The 18,382-nt window shown below is 58.8% G+C and carries 16 protein-coding genes; 8 read left to right on the forward strand and 8 right to left on the reverse strand.

All coding sequences use genetic code 11. The features are described from left to right. Positions 1-22: 22 nt before the first annotated feature. The 3 genes from MHZ97_RS03880 to MHZ97_RS03890 form a co-directional block, all read right to left on the reverse strand. Complete coding sequence (locus MHZ97_RS03880) at positions 23-889, reverse strand: nucleoside-specific channel-forming protein Tsx (protein ID WP_033793233.1); 867 nt, start codon at positions 887-889, stop codon at positions 23-25. Positions 890-1,164: 275 nt separating this feature from the next. After that, a complete protein-coding gene (locus tag MHZ97_RS03885; RefSeq protein WP_103793696.1) occupies positions 1,165-2,520 on the reverse strand; it encodes a HAMP domain-containing sensor histidine kinase in 1,356 nt (451 codons plus the stop codon). Further along, positions 2,517-3,176, reverse strand: coding sequence for a response regulator (locus MHZ97_RS03890; protein ID WP_103793697.1), 660 nt, complete (start codon positions 3,174-3,176; stop codon positions 2,517-2,519). The genes MHZ97_RS03885 and MHZ97_RS03890 overlap by 4 nt, the downstream gene beginning before the upstream one ends. A gap of 175 nt (positions 3,177-3,351) precedes the next feature. On the opposite strand from MHZ97_RS03890, the gene MHZ97_RS03895 reads away from it, so the two are divergent. The 5 genes from MHZ97_RS03895 to MHZ97_RS03915 all read left to right on the forward strand — a co-directional run bounded on the left by MHZ97_RS03895 (position 3,352) and on the right by MHZ97_RS03915 (position 7,729). Beyond that, positions 3,352-3,720 carry a helix-turn-helix domain-containing protein gene (locus MHZ97_RS03895; RefSeq protein WP_103793698.1) on the forward strand — a complete coding sequence of 123 codons (369 nt, stop codon included), beginning with the start codon at positions 3,352-3,354 and terminating at the stop codon, positions 3,718-3,720. A gap of 69 nt (positions 3,721-3,789) precedes the next feature. Beyond that, entirely contained in the window at positions 3,790-4,680 is an 891-nt protein-coding gene (locus tag MHZ97_RS03900; protein ID WP_239313566.1) for a LysR family transcriptional regulator, read from the forward strand. A gap of 106 nt (positions 4,681-4,786) precedes the next feature. Next, a complete protein-coding gene (locus tag MHZ97_RS03905) occupies positions 4,787-5,980 on the forward strand; it encodes an MFS transporter (RefSeq protein WP_239313563.1) in 1,194 nt (397 codons plus the stop codon). A 98-nt stretch (positions 5,981-6,078) separates the two neighbouring features. Continuing rightward, positions 6,079-7,242, forward strand: coding sequence for an XRE family transcriptional regulator (locus MHZ97_RS03910; RefSeq protein WP_239313561.1), 1,164 nt, complete (start codon positions 6,079-6,081; stop codon positions 7,240-7,242). Between the two features lie 124 nt (positions 7,243-7,366). Beyond that, a complete protein-coding gene (locus tag MHZ97_RS03915) occupies positions 7,367-7,729 on the forward strand; it encodes a hypothetical protein (protein WP_239313558.1) in 363 nt (120 codons plus the stop codon). A gap of 66 nt (positions 7,730-7,795) precedes the next feature. Here MHZ97_RS03915 and MHZ97_RS03920 read toward each other — a convergent pair whose 3' ends face one another. Then, positions 7,796-10,186 (reverse strand): glucose/quinate/shikimate family membrane-bound PQQ-dependent dehydrogenase, encoded by a 2,391-nt coding sequence (locus tag MHZ97_RS03920; protein WP_103794028.1) that lies wholly within the window; start codon positions 10,184-10,186, stop codon positions 7,796-7,798. A gap of 282 nt (positions 10,187-10,468) precedes the next feature. After that, positions 10,469-11,047 (reverse strand): hypothetical protein, encoded by a 579-nt coding sequence (locus MHZ97_RS03925; protein WP_239313555.1) that lies wholly within the window; start codon positions 11,045-11,047, stop codon positions 10,469-10,471. Between the two features lie 398 nt (positions 11,048-11,445). On the opposite strand from MHZ97_RS03925, the gene MHZ97_RS03930 reads away from it, so the two are divergent. Continuing rightward, positions 11,446-12,687, forward strand: coding sequence for an MFS transporter (locus MHZ97_RS03930; RefSeq protein WP_239313553.1), 1,242 nt, complete (start codon positions 11,446-11,448; stop codon positions 12,685-12,687). A gap of 96 nt (positions 12,688-12,783) precedes the next feature. Here the strand turns inward: MHZ97_RS03930 and MHZ97_RS03935 are convergent, their stop codons facing one another. Then, positions 12,784-13,941, reverse strand: coding sequence for a Gfo/Idh/MocA family protein (locus tag MHZ97_RS03935; protein WP_103793702.1), 1,158 nt, complete (start codon positions 13,939-13,941; stop codon positions 12,784-12,786). Positions 13,942-14,218: 277 nt separating this feature from the next. On the opposite strand from MHZ97_RS03935, the gene MHZ97_RS03940 reads away from it, so the two are divergent. Together MHZ97_RS03940 and MHZ97_RS03945 are read left to right on the forward strand one after the other, a co-directional pair. Continuing rightward, positions 14,219-15,124, forward strand: a complete 906-nt coding sequence (locus tag MHZ97_RS03940) for a BadF/BadG/BcrA/BcrD ATPase family protein (protein ID WP_239313551.1) — start codon at positions 14,219-14,221, stop codon at positions 15,122-15,124. Positions 15,125-15,131: 7 nt separating this feature from the next. Continuing rightward, a complete protein-coding gene (locus MHZ97_RS03945) occupies positions 15,132-16,250 on the forward strand; it encodes an ROK family transcriptional regulator (RefSeq protein ID WP_239313549.1) in 1,119 nt (372 codons plus the stop codon). Positions 16,251-16,305: 55 nt separating this feature from the next. On the opposite strand, the gene MHZ97_RS03950 is transcribed toward MHZ97_RS03945, so the two are convergent. Further along, on the reverse strand, positions 16,306-17,397 hold the full coding sequence (locus MHZ97_RS03950) for an ABC transporter ATP-binding protein (protein WP_239313546.1): 1,092 nt from the start codon (positions 17,395-17,397) through the stop codon (positions 16,306-16,308). 12 nt (positions 17,398-17,409) lie between these two features. After that, the gene (locus MHZ97_RS03955) at positions 17,410-18,009 is read right to left on the reverse strand and encodes a GNAT family N-acetyltransferase (RefSeq protein ID WP_239313543.1); all 600 of its coding nucleotides are present in this window, start codon (positions 18,007-18,009) and stop codon (positions 17,410-17,412) included. Positions 18,010-18,382: the final 373 nt, after the last annotated feature.

Here is an 18,382-nt window from a genome sequence, read left to right on the forward strand (position 1 = left end):
GATAATTGATCGCCCGCTTTTATCAGAAGTTGTAACCCGCCACCAGGTAGTAACCCCAGCCGGTAGATTTCACTTCAAAAGGTCCGCGACCAAAGTTCAGCTCCTGGCCATCCGCCCACTGACCGCCGTTATGGAAGTAACGCGCCACGGCGGAGATATGCCAGTGGTCGTAACCCAGCGACAGAATATGGCTGGAGGCGATGGAGTTGCTGGTGCGCGACGCGTCTGATTTGTCGCGCAGGTCGGAACCCCAGTCAAAGTTGGTAAAGCCGATATAGCTCAGGTTGCCGCCCCACAGGGTGGTAATCGGCACCATATATTTCACCTTGAAGCGATAGCCATCCCAGCTGTTCTCGTTCGCCGCGCCGTAGTTTTCCCACTGGTATTTGGCGTAGACGTTAAGCGACAGGCCGACGTCGCTGTGTGTGTCGATGTCGGTGCCGAGACCCATATACCAGGTGTTCTGGCGGTTATCGCTGTTGCGGCCCATATCGTAGATATAGTTGTTGGCGAAATACCACTCTTTGAACGGGCCGAAGGCCAGGCTGGTGCCGGTCAGCTTATCGATTGAGAAACGCGGCTCAATTTCCATGAACATCGGCGAACCGTGGTCAAAGATGCCGTTGGCGTTGCTGTTACCCATGCCGAAGAAATTGGTCAGATCGAGATAGCCGTAGAAATCGAACCAGTCCTTTTTCGCGAAGGCTTCATATTCCAGATAGACATCGTTATTGAACTGCGGTCCGAAGCGGGTGTGATAGCTGCCCACCACGTTGACGCTCTGATGCCACCAGTCGGAAAGGTATTGCGGATCGCTTTCTGCGGCCTGCGCGCCGCTGCTCAGGGATGTCGCCAGCAAGGCGCCTGCTATCAAGGTTTTAAATTTCATTATCATTAACCACATGCTTTTGACCGCGCGGGGACGCAGCCAGAGTAAAATCGATCCCAGAGTGGGGCGGCGAAGATGTAACCGTTTTTTACAGCCGGTTTTTGACCTGCGTAGCCTGACCGTTACAGAGCGATAGAAAATAGATTTTGCTCACGTTTGTCAAAATGTGTTGCATTGCATTTACGTGAAATTGTGAAGTTCATCACGAAATTAAGCGGTGGCGAACGGAACGCCGCAACCGTTTACGTTGTCGGCATTGCGCGCGAACGTGAAAATCAGGGCAGGGTGACGCGAACCTGTAACCCGCAGATGGCGCCCTGCGGATTGAGGCAGTTGGAGAGGGAAACCTGGATATGGTGTTTCTGCGCAACGCTGCGCACAATCGACAGGCCCAGGCCGCTGCCCTGCGCCTTTACCGTCGGCGAACGGGTAAAGCGGTCAAAGGCGCGATCGATAAACGCCTCGGGCATGCCGGGGCCGTTATCGACGATATCGACCACCGTGCGATCCCCGACCTCATGCAGCAGGACATCCACCAGGCTGCCTTCCGGGGTGTGCAGCATGGCGTTGCCGATCAGATTATCGAACAGGCTGCGCAGCTCGGAGCGGCTCGCCTGCAGGCGATAGCGAGTCGAGCCGTTAAAGCCGATGTCGATGCCGCGCTTGTCGGCCACCACCATCAGCTGCTCGATGCTCTCTTTCAGCAGATCTTCCAGCTCAATATTCTCTACCGAGGCGACCAGGGTTTTATCTTCCTGGCGTGAGATATTCAGCAGCTGCGTCACCAGATGTCGCGTGCGCGTTACGCCCGCCTCCAGCTGATCGAACTGGCGGCTCGCTTCGCCCGGCTGAATATGCTGGCGCAGGTTCTCCAGCTGCAGCGTCACCGCGGTGACCGGCGTGCGCAGCTCATGCGCCGCGTCCTCCAGGAACTGGCGCTGCGACGACCAGGCGGCGCGCAGCTTGTTCAGCAGTGAGTTGTAGGCCTCAACCAGCGGCAGGATCTCGTCCGGCAGCCCCTCGGGCGACACCAGATGGGGATGCAGCGTCTCCTGCGCGGCGATCTCGCGCGAGGCGACGCGCAGATCGCGGGTGATTTTGCGCACCACCAGCCAGATAACCAGCAGCGAGAGCGGCATCATCAAAATCAGGGGAATAATCGCCGCCAGCGCGCGCCTCACCATCTCGGCACGCATATGGCTGAGGTTATGCATCACCTGAATGGTTTTAATTTCGCTGCCTGGCTCGCCGGGACGGGTGTAGATACGCCAGGCGCACTCGTCACAGCCGCCAACGTCGATATCGTGCCAGCCTTTTTGCGCCTGCAGCGGCGCATGCAGCTCCGGCCAGGAGCTGGCGCGCAGCCTGCCGTTGCTGTCCCACAGCTGCACGACATAGGCGCTTTTCATTTTGTCGGCGTGCAGCATCAGCGGCATCAGCGCCGGGATCGTTTTGTTGGTCGCCCAGGCGTCGGCAATTTTCGACAGCTGGTCGTCCTTCATGGTGCCGATCATGTCGCCGTAGCAGCTAAAGAAATACCAGGTTACGCCGCCGATCATCAGCAGATGGATAAGCAGCAGCGTGCTCAGCAGCTTATTGCGCAGGGAGCGCATAAAAGTAAAAGGTTTCATAACGCAGGCACGCGCCAGCCAAGCCCGCGCACGTTGCGGATGGCGTCGTTGCCGAGCTTGCGGCGCATGCCGTGGATCAGCACGTCCACCGCGTTGCTGGTTACCTCTTCGCCCCAGCCGTAGATGCGGTTCTCCAGCTGCTCGCGCGACAGGATGGCGCCGGGACGCTCCAGCAGGGCGTAAAGCAGGGCATATTCGCGCGCGGTAAGCTGCTCGCGCTGGCCCTTATAGAGCACTTCGCGCGTCATCATATCCAGCTGAACGTCGCCGCTGCCGAGCAGCGAGTCCGCTGCGCCGTGGCGACGACGGGTGATTGCACGCATGCGCGCCAGCACCTCTTGCAGGTCGAACGGTTTCAGAAGGTAGTCGTCGGCGCCGCTGTCGAGCCCCTGCACGCGCTGCGCCACCGTGTCGCGCGCCGTTAAAATCAGCACCGGCGTGGTATCGCCGCGTCCGCGCGCGCGCTTCAGCACCTGCAGGCCATCGTCGCGCGGCAGGCCGAGATCGAGCAGCACGCAGGTATAGTCGCCCTCATTCCAGGCGTGATGGGCGAAGACGCCGTCGCGCGCCCAGTCAACCGACCAGCCTGCGGCTTCGAGCGCCTGCTGCAGGTTAGCGCCGATCATTTCATCATCTTCAACCAAAAGTACGCGCATGGAAGATCGCCTCGTCAGTGACTGGCCTCAGTTTACGCCGGGATTATTAGCACAGAATTAAAGCCGCCGCACGGCGGCGCGATGCTAATTCTGCGCTAATTTTTCGCTAATTAAGGGATAAATTTTCCCCGTTACAATGGGTTCACTGAACATCATGCCGTATCAGGAGGAACTCATGAATCAGCGCGAATTTATTCGTAGTCTGCTGCAGTGGATTGAAAATAACTTAGGCCAGGATCTCCATCTGGATGAGGTGTCGCGCCGCTCAGGCTATTCCCGCTGGCATCTGCAGCGTTTGTTTCGTCAGCACACCGGCTTTTCGCTGGCGGAATATATTCGTCAGCGCCGCCTGACGGAGTCCGCGCTGCTGCTGCTGAACAGTAACGAGGCGATTCTGCAGGTGGCGATGAACTACGGTTTCGACACCCAGCAGGCCTACACGCGAACCTTTAAAAACTATTTTCGCGTCACGCCGGGGCAGCTGCGCCGTCAGCGCCGCGTTGAGCCGGATCGTCTGCTGTTTCCGCTGGCGATGGCAAGCTGAGGCCAGCTAACAGGTGTAACGGATAGCTGAATTGTTTAGTCTGCTTTTTTGCGGCGGACGAAGACGATTATGGATAACAGCGAAAACTTAACGGCGATGATGATGTTCGCCCGGGTGGTAGAGTGCAAAAGCTTCAGCGAGGCCGCGCGCGCGCTCGGCCTCTCTAAATCCCACGTCAGCCGGGAGATCGCCCGGCTTGAGGTGCGGCTCGGCTTTAAGCTGCTGTATCGCACCACGCGCAATATGGCGCTGACCGAGCTGGGCCAGGCCTACTATCCCTTCTGTACCCGCATGCTGGCGGAGATGCAGCGCGCCGACGCCTTTGTTCAGCAGCTGCATCAGAACGTCGCGGGCAACGTGCGGCTGCAGGCGCCGGTCACCTACGGCTGCCAGTGCGTCGCGCCGGTGCTCAACCTCTTTTTGCGTCGCCATATCCATATCAATGTCGATCTCGACCTGACCGATCGCGGCAGCGATCGGCTGGAGGAACAGGTCGATATCGCCGTGGCGATCCGCGCCCGCGCGCCGCAGGGCGCGCACGTCCGGCTGTTAGGCGATATTGAGTGGGGACTCTATGCTGCACCGGCCTATCTGGCGCAGCGCCCGCCTGTTACCCATCCCGATATGCTGCCGCGCCACGACCTGCTGATGTTTCACGGGCCGGCGCATACCGCCGCGCTGCCATTTCGCCGCGATAAGCAGCGGCTGGCGGTCGACGTGCGCAGCCGCTTTCGCGCCAACAACAGCATGGCGCTGCTTAACGCCGCCCAGGCGGGCAGCGGCATCGCCTATTTGCCTTCCTATATGGCGCAGGCGTCGCTGGCGCGCAGCGAAATTGTTCAGCTGCTGGCGGAGTGGCAGATGGATCGCCTGCAAAGCTATCTGCTGCTGAAGGAGGCGCAGCCTGCCGCGCCGGTCAGCCTGCTGTGCGACGCGCTGGTCGCCGCGCTGAGCGGCTGATTGTTGCTCTCCAGCAACAGCGGGCGGCGCTGAGTAATTATCGCGCCGCTACTGTTGTTCCCACGACAACGACGCTAGCCTAAAAGCCAGTCAAAAAGGAGGCCTGATGGAAGCGATCGCCGCGCCAGACGCGCAAATCTGGAAACGAAACTTATGGGTATGCGTGCTGGGCTCGTTCAGCACGATTGTCGCAATGACGCTGCTGCTGCCTTTTCTGCCGCTCTATGTGCGGCAGCTCGGCGTAACGGAACCGGCGGCCATCGCGCGCTGGTCCGGGCTGGCCTACGGCGCAACCTTTTTCAGCGCCGCACTGACCGCGCCGCTCTGGGGCAGGCTGGCGGATCGCTATGGCCGCAAGCTGATGCTGATCCGCGCCAGCCTCGGCATGGCGGTGGCGATGGCGCTGATTGGCATGGCGACCGCGCCCTGGCAGCTGGTGGCGCTGCGGCTGCTGGCGGGGCTGCTCGGCGGCTACGCCTCCGGCTCTACCATTCTGGTGGCGTCGCAGACGCCGAAGGCGCAGACCGGCTGGGCGCTGGGCGTGCTCTCTTCCGGCATTATGGCGGGCAACGTTGTCGGTCCGCTGCTGGGCGGCGTGCTGCCGCCGCTGATCGGCATTCGCCATACCTTCTGGCTGACCGGCGGCGTAATTTTCCTCGCCTTTCTGGCGACCACCTTTTTGCTTAAAGAGCAGCCGCGTCCGCCTGCGGCAACGCGCGCCGCCGACAGCGCCTCCGGCGCCGTCAGCGGCGTGGTAAAGCTGATGTGGCTGTCGGGCATGCTGCTGATTTTCGCCAATATGTCGATTGAGCCAATTATCACGCTCTATATTGGGCAGTTCGTTACCGGCGATCGCGCCATTACCGTTACCGCCGGGCTGGTGATGGCCGCCGCCGCGCTGGGCAGCATTCTCTCCGCGCCGCGGCTGGGCAAGCTGGCTGACCGCATCGGCCACTGGCGCGTGCTGATCGCCGGTCTGCTGGCCTGCGCGGCGCTGCTGATCCCGCAGGCGTTTATTACCGCCGCGTGGCAGCTGGTGGCGCTGCGCTTCCTGATGGGGATGGCCCTCGGCGGGCTGCTGCCCTGTATTACGGCGATAATTCGCCATAGCGTGCCGGAAGGGCAGGTCGGACGCATGCTGGGCTACTCGACGTCTGCGCAATATATCGGTCAGGTGAGCGGCCCGCTGTTCGGTGGCTTTATCGGTGGCGCCTTCGGTATGCGGCCGGTGTTTTTGCTGACGGCGGCGGTGCTGTTGTTGTGTGGGGCAGTGAACTGGAGGAAAAGCCGCGATCATTAATTTTAATCATTATCCTGAAAACAGGTGAGCTGATACTGTATGCCATAATTAACATGGAAGCTTGAACAGTTCCCGATAGTGTTAACCGGGAGTAACTTATGAATATTCAGGAATATATTGCGAAGAGATTGCTTGAAGCCCGTGCAGACGCGGGCTTAAGCGCCGTCGCCGTCGCCGATGCGATTGGCGTGGTTCGACAAACCTACAGTAAGTTCGAGCAGGCGCAGGGCGTGCCGAGCGTTACTCAGCTGATTGCACTCTGTAAGCTTTATAACAAACCGATCGGCTATTTTTACGATAGCGATGAAGGCACGTTTCGCTTCGCCATGCGGGCGGACAATCCCGCCATGCTGGACAGCGAGCTGCGCAGCGCGCTGATCGGCAAGTTAAAAAATATCTACGCCATTGAAGAGGCCGCAGACGCCAGGCAGCCGGAAGATCTCCCCAGCTCTCTCCCGATTTTTACTGCCAGAGAAAAGGACCTGCTAAGGGTCGAAGATAAAGCCGCAGAAGAGCGTCGTCGTCTTGGCATCGGCGACGCCACCTGCGTTGGCGATATTGTGGCGCTGCTGGAGTCGTTTGATATCCGGGTCATACCGTTTAGCCATCAGGCTGAAGAGGGGCTGGCTTCCGGTTTTTCAGCCTTTAGCAACAAATATGGCACGGCGATCTACGTCAACAATCATCCTTCCGTCTCGGTGGAGCGACAGATTTTCAGCATCTGTCACGAGTACGCGCATATTATTTTTCATCGCGATGACTATACCGGCCCGGCAAAAACCTATAAAACGCGCGGCAAATCGGTCTCCCCTGAGGAAAAGGTCGCTAATCATTTTGCTGCCTGCTTTTTGATTCCTGAACACGCGCTGCGCAAGCAATTCTCTATGCAGGGCGGTGGATGGGCCTATGAAGAGACGGTGCTGCGGCTGAAAAGCATCTACCGCGTCTCCTTTGCCTGTATGGTCGAACGCCTGAGCAAATGCAGGCTGATATCGCCAAAAAATGCCGCCTGGCTGCGGGAGATCGTGCAGCATAAAGGCTGGAACAGAGAAGAACCCAGCCCGATCAGGGAGCCGCTCAGCTATAAAGGGCGCCTGCTGGTGCTGTCGCGCAAAGCGTGGGAGGCAGGAACGGCGTCTGAATCATTCCTGTCGGATCTGTTGGAGCTCAACAGAAAGGAATTAAGCGTGCTGCTGGAAAAATGGTACGCCGATCAGGAGGCTGGCGAGGATGCCTTTTCAATGCCCCAGATGCGTAATTGATACCAATGTGCTTTCCGATTTCTATGAGTGCGGCTGCTTAGCACTGATTTGGCAGCTGTTTCCCGACGGCGTATGGATCGACCCCTATGTCTGCGAAGAGCTTAAGGTGAAATTCCAGCTGGACGTGCAGCAAACGCTGGCGCAGTTGCAGTTGCCTTACACCTTCACCAACGACTATGAACCCGAACACTACGCCGAAATGCAGGAGATAAAAGAGCGCAGGCGCGCGCTTAAGCATGCTGATATTAGCTGTGTTATCCAGGCGCGCCTGCAGCAGGCGACCTGCTTGTCTGCCGATAACGCGGTCTATAAAACCTGTCAGGAAAGAGGAATAAAGGTTTCCCGGCATGGAGGCATTCTGGAAGAAGCCGTTAAGCGCAGGATCATTAGCAAGGCAGAGGCGTTGCGCTTTTTTCAGGCCTTCCTCGAGCGCGGCTTAACCATGAAGCCTTCTATCCGCGAAGCGCTGCTGGAAAAATTCTCCTGAAGCGACCAAAAAAAATGCCGGTCACAGGTGACCGGCATCAGCGTTGCGTCGTTGCTTAACGAGCGCTTATTTCTCGTCAGGCAGCGCGTAGGCGATCACATAGTCGCCCAGTTTGGTGCCGAAGGAGCCGTGACCGCCCGCCGCGATAACAACGTACTGCTTGCCATTCGCTTCATAGGTCATCGGCGTTGCCTGGCCGCCAGCCGGCAGACGCGCCTGCCACAGCAGCTCACCCGTTTCGGTGCTGAAGGCACGCAGATAGTTGTCTGCGGTCGCGCCGATAAAGAAGACTTTACCAGCCGTAGCGATCGGACCGCCCAGCATTGGCATACCCATCTTGAACGGCAGCGGAACCGGTGCGCTGTCGCGCGTGGTGCCGATACGTTTCTTCCAGACCACCTCATTGGTTTTCAGGTCGACGGCAGAAACGTAGCCCCAGGCCGGCTGCTTACACGGCAGACCAAACGGCGACAGGAACGGGTTCAGCTCAACGCCGTACGGCACGCCGTACTGCGGCTGGATACCGGTTTCGGTGCCAGAACCGCCGCTCGCGCCTTCAGGCGGCTCGATCGGGTTGCCTGGACCGCGCGGCACCAGTTTAGAGACGAACGGCAGGGCCATTGGGTTAGCGATAGCGATCTGACGATGCGGATCGACCGCGATGCCGCCCCATTCGAACATGCCCAGGTTACCCGGGAACACCAGGGTGCCCTGCTCAGACGGCGGGGTGAACGGACCTTCATAGCGCAGACGCTTAAAGATCACGCGGCACACCAGCTGGTCATACAGGGTCGCGCCCCACATATCCTTGTCCGTCAGATTCTGCTTCGGACGGAAGGTCAGCTCGGAGTACGGCTGCGTCGGCGAAACGTGATCGCCTTTGGCCGCGCCCTGCGGAACCGGGGTTTCCGGCGCAGGCACTACCGGCTTGCCGGTACGACGATCCAGCACAAAGATGTTACCGGTTTTCGCCGGGGCGTAGATCACCGGAACGGTATTACCATCTTTATCGGTGATGTCGGCCAGCGTCGGCTGCGACGGCAGGTCCATGTCCCACAGGTCGTGATGCACGGTCTGATATGACCACACCAGCTTACCGGTGGTGGCGTTCAGCGCCAGCACGCTGCTCGCGTAGCGCTCCTGCTCCGGGGTACGGTTGCCGCCCCAGATATCCGGGGTAGAGACGCCCATCGGCAGGTAAACGATATCCAGTTTCGGATCATAAACCGCCGGTGCCCAGGAGTTAGGCGAGTTCATGGTGTAGGTGTGTTCGTCAGCCGGAATCGCGTTAGGATCTTTCGCGCCCGGATCGAAGGCCCACAGCAGTTTGCCAGTGTTAACGTCGAAGCCGCGAATCACACCAGAAGGCTCGCGAGTCGAGTAGTTATCCGTTACCGCGCCCGCCATAACGATGGTGGTATCGGTGATAACCGGCGGTGACGTCGGCTCATACTGACCCGGCGTGGTTACCGGCTGCTTGTGCTGCAGATCCAGCTCGCCGTTGTTGCCGAAGGCAGGGCAGCGTGCGCCAGTTTCCGCATCCAGCGCGAACAGACGACCGTCGTTTACCGGCAGGTAAATACGGCGCGAGCAGAGCGCAGGCTGGCTGTTAGCAGCATCGGCCGCCGCAGGCACTTCGTGGTAAGAGACGCCACGGCAGGTCATATGCTGGAAGGTCGGATTCGGTTTCATACCCGGATCGAATTTCCACTTCTGCTTGCCGGTGGTCGCGTCGAGCGCGAACAGAATCTGGTGCGGCGAGCAGAGGTAGAGGGTGTCGCGGACTTTAATCGGCGTCACTTCGTCGGTAATTTCGCCCGGATCGTTAGGGGTCTTCAGATCGCCGGTCTGGAACTGCCAGGCAACCTGCAGGTTCTTCACGTTTCCTTCGTTGATCTGTTTCAGCGGCGAGAAACGCGTACCCTGCTGGTCGCGCGCATAGGCGGGCCAGTCGGCATCGTCGATATTGCTCAGCGGCTGCGCCGGCGTGGCGTTCTGCGCGGTCTCCGGCAGTTTGCCGTTGACCGTTTGCGGATCGTTAAATACCGCATACGCCAGCACCAGTGCGCTGGCGATCAGCGCGACAGCCATGCTGCCCAGCGCGGCTTTGCTGCCAGCGTTTACGCTACGGTAAACAAAAGGCAGGATCAGCCAGACGCCAAAAATTACCAGCACGTCGGTGCGCGGCGCCAGGGCCCAGAAGTCGGTGCCGACTTCCCACACGCCCCAGATCAGGGTGCCGATCAGCAGCAGCGCATAGAGAACCAGCGCGGTGCTTTTGCGACGTGACAGCAGATAAGCGGTGATAAGCATAACCACACCGCCGATAACGTAATACCAGGAACCTCCGATAGCGGCTAACCAACCACCGCCAATCAGCATAAACGCGCCCGTCAGGAATGCGAACAGCACCGTCAGGAAACGAATTACGCCAAAAGATGAGGAACTTTTCCCCATAATGTCGACCTCGTTTGTTGCCATAAAAACACAGAAAACAACGAATTACGCTGTTTTCACGTTATATAAAGTACGTAAGAAAGCAGGTGTTCAATGCTGCTCTTCCCGTGAGCATCTTGATCCGTGTGAGTTAAATTTTATAGTAAAAACGTTAAGAGGTTTGATTTTTTTGGCGCTTTACGCTTAACGGCGCGATTACTACAACATTTTATGAGGTTAACGCTGCGTTATGGCGCTCAGGGTTCGCTCACAACGCCAGCGTTTGGGTTTTTCCTCGGTGCGTCAGCAGATAAGGCTGCCTGCGCGTCGTTGCTGCTGCCATCCCGATATATTTAGCGTCTTCATCACCTCGTCGGGCGGGACAGGCTGGGGGCTGCGGACAATAACCTTAATTTCTCTTTCAGCAAATGAAGATAATAAAAAGGGGAAGGTGAATTTTTGATAATTAGTGTTAAAGAAATCTTCGCTTAACACGATGCCGGAAAAGGGAAAAGAGTCAATCAGTCGCCAGTCTGCGCCGGGCGGCGCGAAGTCGAGCAACCAGAACTGAAAAACATTTGTTATTTCAGGCAAAGCGAGGCGGCACGCTTTTAACGCCTCATAGTTAATGGCCAGGCGAACGCGCGGATGTTGCCAGCAAAAATATTGATCCGGTGCGGCAATGATTTGTTTAAGCTGCTTCAGGGCAACGGGAATAATCATTAATGCCGCTTCATGTGGACATTGATTTTTCCATGTAACTATATCGCCATTATTATTGATTTCCTCTGCATCATCCAGTAAGTAAGGTTTTGAATAACAAAAACCCAGCAGGGTGCCTGCAGGGCCGAGAATATTTTCAGTAACATCTGGATTGTACAAGCTATTTTCCATGCATCTCTGGTTAAAAGAAAAAGTCGGACAAAGTTATAAGTGTTTCTCAAGGTAACGCTCAGGTTACTGCTGGACTCAATATAAAACGGAAATATTAAAGTCGTCATCCTTTTTATGCGCCTTATTGCGCGGCTAATAACGTGCATCACAAAGAATACTTAATAATTTAATGGACCTAATTTTGTCTTTCTGGAAATAAATAGTCTGATAATAGTCAATAATAAAGCTGCCGCTCTGCGCCGCATTTTAGCGACAGGCTAAAGCACATCCCGACATTGCCAGGCGAGGAGAAATCAAGCACGCTGTGCTGCGCGTTCGCCTGCGCAGATTAAAAAGAGAGGTTCGCGCTATGACGTGAACCGGCAGACTGATTAACGGGATAAATTATGAATTCTGTGGAACAGACAGCGGATGAATCGCTGTTAAAGCATCGGGCGTTTGTTGCGTTCTGGCTGGCGCGCACCTGCTCATCGTTTGGATTTCAGATGTTTTCCGTCGCTATTAGCTGGCAGATCTATGCCCTGACCAACAGCGCGATGGCGCTGGGCATTATCGGGCTAATGCAGTTTTTGCCGTCGGTGCTGCTGGCGCTGCCCGCCGGTCATCTCGCCGATCAGCTCGACCGTCGCCGCATCGTTCTGCTGGGCCAGCTGATCGAGTGCGTCGCGCTGGTGGCGCTGCTGCTTTTAACCCTGTTCAACTGGGCCGGCAAAGTTGAGATCTGGGGACTGGTGTTTCTTATTTCGGTGGCGAAAGCGCTGGAGTGGCCCGCTATTACTTCAATGCTGCCTTCGCTGGTGCCGCCCGCCATTCTTGCGCGCGCCATGGCCTCGACCTCGGTCGGCAGCCAGGCGGCGGTTATTGTCGGTCCAACGCTGGGCGGTCTGCTCTATGTCGCTGGCCCGGACGTCGTCTATGGCGTCTCCGCCGCTTTTTATCTGCTGTCGCTTTTGCTGGTGGCGCGCTTGCGCTACGAGCGCCCGCCGCAGCCGCGTCTGCCGATGAATCTGCCCAATCTCTTTGCCGGGGTGCGCTTTATCCGCGATCGCAAAGATGTGCTCGGCGTTATCTCGCTCGATCTTTTCGCCGTGCTGCTCGGCGGCGCAACGGCGCTGCTGCCGATTTTCGCCCAGGATATTCTGCATACCGGTCCCTGGGGGCTCGGCCTGCTGCGCGGTGCGCCGTCGGTAGGTGCGCTGCTGGTGGGGCTATGGCTCAGCCGCAACAAGCTGGAAAAGCATGTCGGTATGATTATGTTCGGCTCGGTGGCGGGGTTCGGCGTCGCGACGCTGGTGTTCGCGCTGTCGACCCAGCTCTGGCTGTCGCTGCTGGCGCTGGCCGCGCTCGGCGGATTCGATATGGTAAGCATGGTAATCCGCGGCGCGCTGGTACAGCTCGATACCCCGGATGATATGCGCGGCCGCGTTAACGCGGTTAATGCCATTTTTATCAATACCTCGAATCAGCTCGGAGAGTTCGAGTCGGGGATGCTGGCCGCCTGGTTCGGCGCAGTGCCCGCCGCGGCGATTGGCGGCATCGGCACGCTGGTGGTGGTCGGACTATGGATGGCGCTGTTTCCGCATTTACGTAAGCGGCAGAAGCTGGAGAACGAAAACGGCCCGGCATAAAAAACCGGCCGTGAGGCCGGTTACAGTGAGCTGCCAGTCATACCGCTAATCACAGCCTGAAGCGCGACGGGGGACGGCGCGCCGCAGGAGAGGCCGTCAGGCCCCTGTTTTTCCCAGGTTGGCGTCAAAGTGTTGCCAGCTTTCGCGCATATCCACCACGCTGCGGGTTTTGCGTGCCTCATCGATTTTTATTGCGGTGAGGCCCGCTTCCAGCGCGTCCACCACTGAAACTTTCAGCGGCGTTCCCTGTTTAATGTGTTTCACTATCTCTTCCGCCATCAGCGCGTCCGCGCCGTAATGGCCATCGTAGGCGTTGCCGCTGTAGGCGGTTTCAACCTCTTTCTCGCCGCTGCGCGCATTGTGTACGCGGAAGTAGTTGCGCACGAAATCGCCTTCCGCCATGCCGGCGGTGCCCATCACGCAGAAACGACGAAACTCATCAGGCACGTTGAGATTGGCATGAAAGGCGAGGGTGGCTCCGCCCGCATATTCAATCAGGGCGGTCTGGTAGTCGACGATGTCGGCATCGCTGTCAAACACCGCATCGGTGCTGGACCAGCCGCTGGGTTTGATGTGGTAGACCTCAGAGTCTGGGGTCACGGCGCCCTGCGGCGCATGATCGGGGGTAAAGGATTTACGTCCGCCAAAGCTGGCTACCCGCGCCGGGCGCTGCTGCACAAGCCCCTGATAAAGATCGATATCGTGACAGCACTTTTCCAGAATGTAGGGACCGGCATATTTTTCCAGCCGCCGCCAGTCGCGCTGAAAGAAAGCACCGTGGTACGGCTTGATATGTTCTGTCGCTTCTATAGAGGTTATCTCGCCGAGCTGGCCGGCGTCGCGCGCGGCCAGCAGGTCGTGATAAAGCGGTGAATAGCGCAGCACCAGGCCGACCAGAATGCGCGCCTCGCCATACTGGCGCACCAGCTTCGCCATCTCCATGGTTTGCTCTTCATTGATAACGACCGGTTTTTCCGTAAAGACGGTATAGCCCGCCGCCAGCGCCTGGCCGACATGTTCAAGGTGAAGGAAGTTAGGCGAGCCCACCAGCACCAGATCCATTCCGCCGTGCTGCAGTAACGCATCAATCGAGTCGAACGCCTGGCCGGGTTCAATGCCGAAACTGTGCAGGTTGGGCAACCCGGCGGGTGTCGGGTCGTAATAGCCAACGACGGAGAAGTCGTCGTCAGCCTTGTTGAACTCTTTGATAATGTGGGACAGACGAAAGCCGAGACCGATGATGCCTACTTTCATGGTAAACCCCTGATCCTGAAACCGGATGGTGCAGAGCCCGCTCGCTGCCAGGCGCGGCTGGTGATTATGTGTTAGCCAACTTATTACGACAGAAAAACTAATGTCAATATCGCGCTGCGGATAATGTGAGCATGTTTTTATTATCCATATGTTAAATAAAGATAAAATTACACAGCGTTTTTGCCATATTTATTTGTTATTGCGATTTAAGTTTTTTTACCCTATCGTTCGCTCATTATGGCGATATCTCTTAAGCAGCGGGGGCGGGAGGAAGCGCGTGCAGGCACACTATCTCCTTGGCATTGATGGCGGCGGCACCCAGTGTCGCGCGCGGTTAACCGACCTACACGGTAACGTTCTGGCCGAAGCGACTGGCGGACCAGCCAACGTCTGGTCTGACTATGATGCGGCGCTGATTCGCGTTGGCGCACTGATCGATAAGGTATTTTTACAGGCCGGGCTGACGCCGCAGGCGCTGGGGGAAACGTCGCTGGTCGCCGGACTGGCCGGTGCCAACGTTGCCTCAGTACAGGCACGGCTGGCCGGCTGGCAACCCGCCTGCGCGGCGTTACGGGTGGTCAGCGATGTTGAGATCGCCTGCGCAGGCGCGCACGGTGGAGAGCCTGGCGCGGTATTTATCACCGGCACCGGCAGCCAGGGCGCCGCCTGGGACGGCACGCGTTTTACGCTGCTGGGGGGCTGGGGATTTGCTCTCTCCGACCAGGGGTCGGGCGCAGAGCTGGGGCGGCGCGCGCTGCGGCTGGCGCTGCTGGCTCACGAAGCCGTGGTTGAACCCAGCGATTTTACCCATCAGCTGATGGCGCAATTCGACCATAGCCCGGAGAGCATGCTGCTCTGGACCCGCACGGCCGTGCCCGCTGACTGGGCGCGCGTCGTGCCGCAGGTTTTCGCCGCCGCCGACGCTGGCGATGGTCACGCGCAGCATCTGCTGTCGCAGACCGCCGCCGATATCGGCCTGATGGTGCGTCGCCTGATGGCGTTAAGCAGCGGGCGCGTGGCGCTGATGGGCGGTCTGGCCGCGCCAGTTCATCGCTGGCTGGCAGCGGATATTCAGGCCTCTCTGGCGACGCCGCAGGGCGATGCGTTAAGCGGGGCGCTGAAGCTTGCCGGTGCGCATCCCGCTTTCTCGGCCAGAGCCGATCGCGTCAGGGCTATTAATTGAGGAATTTATGACCGCTCCCAACGTAACCGCGCGCATTCTGCGGTTGATTGTTGAAAACGCGCCCATTAGTCAGTCCGATTTGAAAGTTCGCAGCGGACTCAGCATGTCGACGGTTTCGCAAGCGACCAATCGCCTGCTGGCGCAAGAGATTGTCCAGGAGCTGGGGCTGCGTCGCGTCTCAATGGGGCGGCCTAAAACGCTGCTGGGGCTTAATCCCGACCGCGCCAGCGTAATTGGCATCCAGCTTAACGCTGAGCGTAACCTGATCGTCATGACCGATCTCAGCGGCAACCTGCTGGGCGAACAGCAAATGCCGTCGGGCACGCTGACGCCGCGCCAGCTCGGCGACGCGCTGGCGAAATTCCTGCGCGGCGTTGAGGAGAGGCGCGTCGGCGCTATCGGGCTGGCGCTGTCGGGGCTGGTGGACGCCGAGAATGGCTACTGTATCCGCTCGAAAGTTCTCGACTGGGATAACGTGCCCATCGCCAGCCTGCTGGAGGAGCGCTTCTCGCTGCCGGTTTTTATTGAGAACGACGCCAATGCGATGGCGATGGCTGCGCTGGTGTTTGGCCAGCTCGGCACCGCGCAGTCAGCGGTTATCGCCACCTACGGCAAGGGCATCGGGGCCGGCATCATTCTTAATCGCCAGCTCTACCGGGGACGCCACGGCAAAGCGGGCGAGATTGGCAATGGACTGGTCGGCGATGGCTCGCTGCGGCTGCTGGAGGATGTTGCCTCCTCGCGCGCCATTCTGCAGCGGGTTGCCGCACAGGAGAATATTGAGGGCGTTACCCTACAGGCCCTCGATCAGCGTCCTACGCCAGAGGTGCTGGCCGCGCTGGAAGAGGCGGGGCGCGAACTGGGCATTTCGCTGGCGAACCTGTCGGTGGCGTATGACCCGGATGTGGTTTATCTGGCGATGGAGCCGCATATGGCGTCGCGCATTTTGCTCGATAACATTACCCAGAGCTTCCAGGCATACCGCCTGAAGCTGACGCCGCATATGACGCCGCTGCAGTTTCTGACCGAATCCAACCGGATGTGGGCGCTGGGCGCAGCGGGTTTTGCCGTTAATCGTCTGCTTGATCTGCTGGCCGCGCAGGCTGATGAAGAGCCGGTCGCCTGAGACGCACCGCCAGTAAAAACGGGCGACGCGCGCCCGTTAATCTCTATACTTACCTCTAGCGCAGGCGCATGCCCTGCGCATCAAACAGCAGGCAGTGCGCGGCGGAAATGCCCAGTGCAACCTGACTACCCAGATCGCGCGCAATCGCCTCCCGCTCCTCCACCACCAGCATCTGCTCACGGCCAATATCCAGGTAAAGATAGTTGGTGTGGCCCAGCATCTCGCCATAAGCCAGCTCGCCGGTAAAGCGCTGTGCCTCAGGCGTCTGCGCGGCAGGCTGGAAATGCTCGGGACGAATGCCCAGCGTGACCTGATCTCCCTCGCGGCAGGGCGCGGCGATTTTCAGCACCAGGTTCTCAATCTTCAGCGCCGGCACGCGCAGTTGCACTTCACCCTCGCCAGCCGCGGCAATCTGCGCCTGCAGAAAGTTCATCTTTGGCGACCCGATAAAACCGGCGACAAACAGGTTATCGGGATCGTGATAGAGGGTCAGCGGCGCGCCTGCCTGCTCGATGCGTCCCTGGCGCAGCACCACGATCCGGTCCGCCAGCGTCATCGCCTCCAGCTGATCGTGGGTAACGTAGATCATGGTATTGCCGAGGGAGGCATGCAGTCGGGCGATCTCAATGCGCATCTGCAGGCGCAGCTCCGCATCAAGGTTGGAGAGCGGCTCATCAAACAGGAAAATGCGTGGATGACGAATGATGGCGCGGCCAATCGCCACGCGCTGCCGCTGGCCGCCGGACAGGGCGCGCGGCAGACGGTCAAGCAGCTCGGTGAGGTGCAGGCGCGCCGCCGTCTGCTCAATCGCCTGGCTGATTTCCGCTTTGGATTTTTTCATCACCTCCAGCGGATAGGCCAGGTTGCCGCGCACCGTCATATTGGGGTAGAGCGCATAGGACTGAAACACCATGGCGATGCCGCGCTCGGTGGCGGGCTGGCGCGTCATATCCTGCTCCTCAATCAGCAGCTGGCCGCTGCTGATCTCTTCCAGCCCGGCAATCATGCGCAGCAGCGTCGATTTACCGCAGCCGGAAGGCCCGACAAACACCACAAATTCGCCGCTGTTAATCGTCAGGTCGATGCCATGGATCACATTAACGTTGTCGTAAGACTTCTTCACATTCTGCAGGCGCAGGCTGGTCATCGGCTACCTCACTCAGAGTAACTGGCCCATGTAGATGGCATTGCTGCGCATAATCGGGGTAAACCCCATGCGCTGATAGAAGGCGCAGACCTGCTCGTTCTGCAGGCTGACGCCCAGATGAACGCCGCTGACCCCTGCTGCCCGCAGCGCTGCCAGTTCATGCTCAATCATTTTGCGGCCCCAGCCGCCTTTCTGCGCCGCAGGCAGCAGATTGATGTGCAGATGGGCAGGCCACTGCGCCACCAGCGTCTCAGCCGCCTGGTCGGGGTGACGGATGGCGTCGAGCACTTTGCTGTCGAGCGGGGCGCTGGCGCTGCGCTGACGATATTTTTCCTGTAGCTGCGGCCACCATTCTGCCTGCAGCTGCGCCTCAAAGGCGCGCGTATCAGGCGCGGCCACCACATAGCCCTGCACCTCACCCGCCCGCTCCAGCACAAAGGCGAAGTCCGGCGCGAAGCGGGCATAGGGCACGGCAAAACGCTGGCCGGGGTAGTCGGGATCGGAGTAGAGCGCGCTGGCGTCGCCGCCGGCATCCGCTGTTTCCAGGCAGATGCGGTAGAGCGCCGGATAGTCCGCCGGGGTGGCCGGACGAATGACACCTTGATTCGCCATGATCAATTCTCGTGAGTGAACAGGTTAAGGATTGCCCAGTGCCGCAGCTGAAAAGTTACGTTAATGAAAGCGGACTTAGTTTTCAAGATAGAATAATTACCTTATCGCACTAACCCAGCTCGTTCAGCAACCTTTACCCACATTCTGATGCGCATCTGTGATCGCCAACACGCCCAAACTGCGGCCTTTGGCGGGCGAATTGCGCCCGGCGAAAAGCGAAAAGTGTGAGCGTTATAGGATTTTCATATGTTTTATCAGGGCGTTATTTTGCGATTATCCTTCTGGATTATTCTGCTGCGCAAAGCCTGGCTGGCGCTATGCCGTCAGGGTAAAGGGCGCAGTGGGCCGCGTAGCCTGCTGCTTTTGCCGCCTG

Source organism: Pantoea sp. ACRSC, assembly GCF_022346785.1.
In the GTDB taxonomy this organism is placed as follows: domain Bacteria; phylum Pseudomonadota; class Gammaproteobacteria; order Enterobacterales; family Enterobacteriaceae; genus Pantoea; species Pantoea alvi.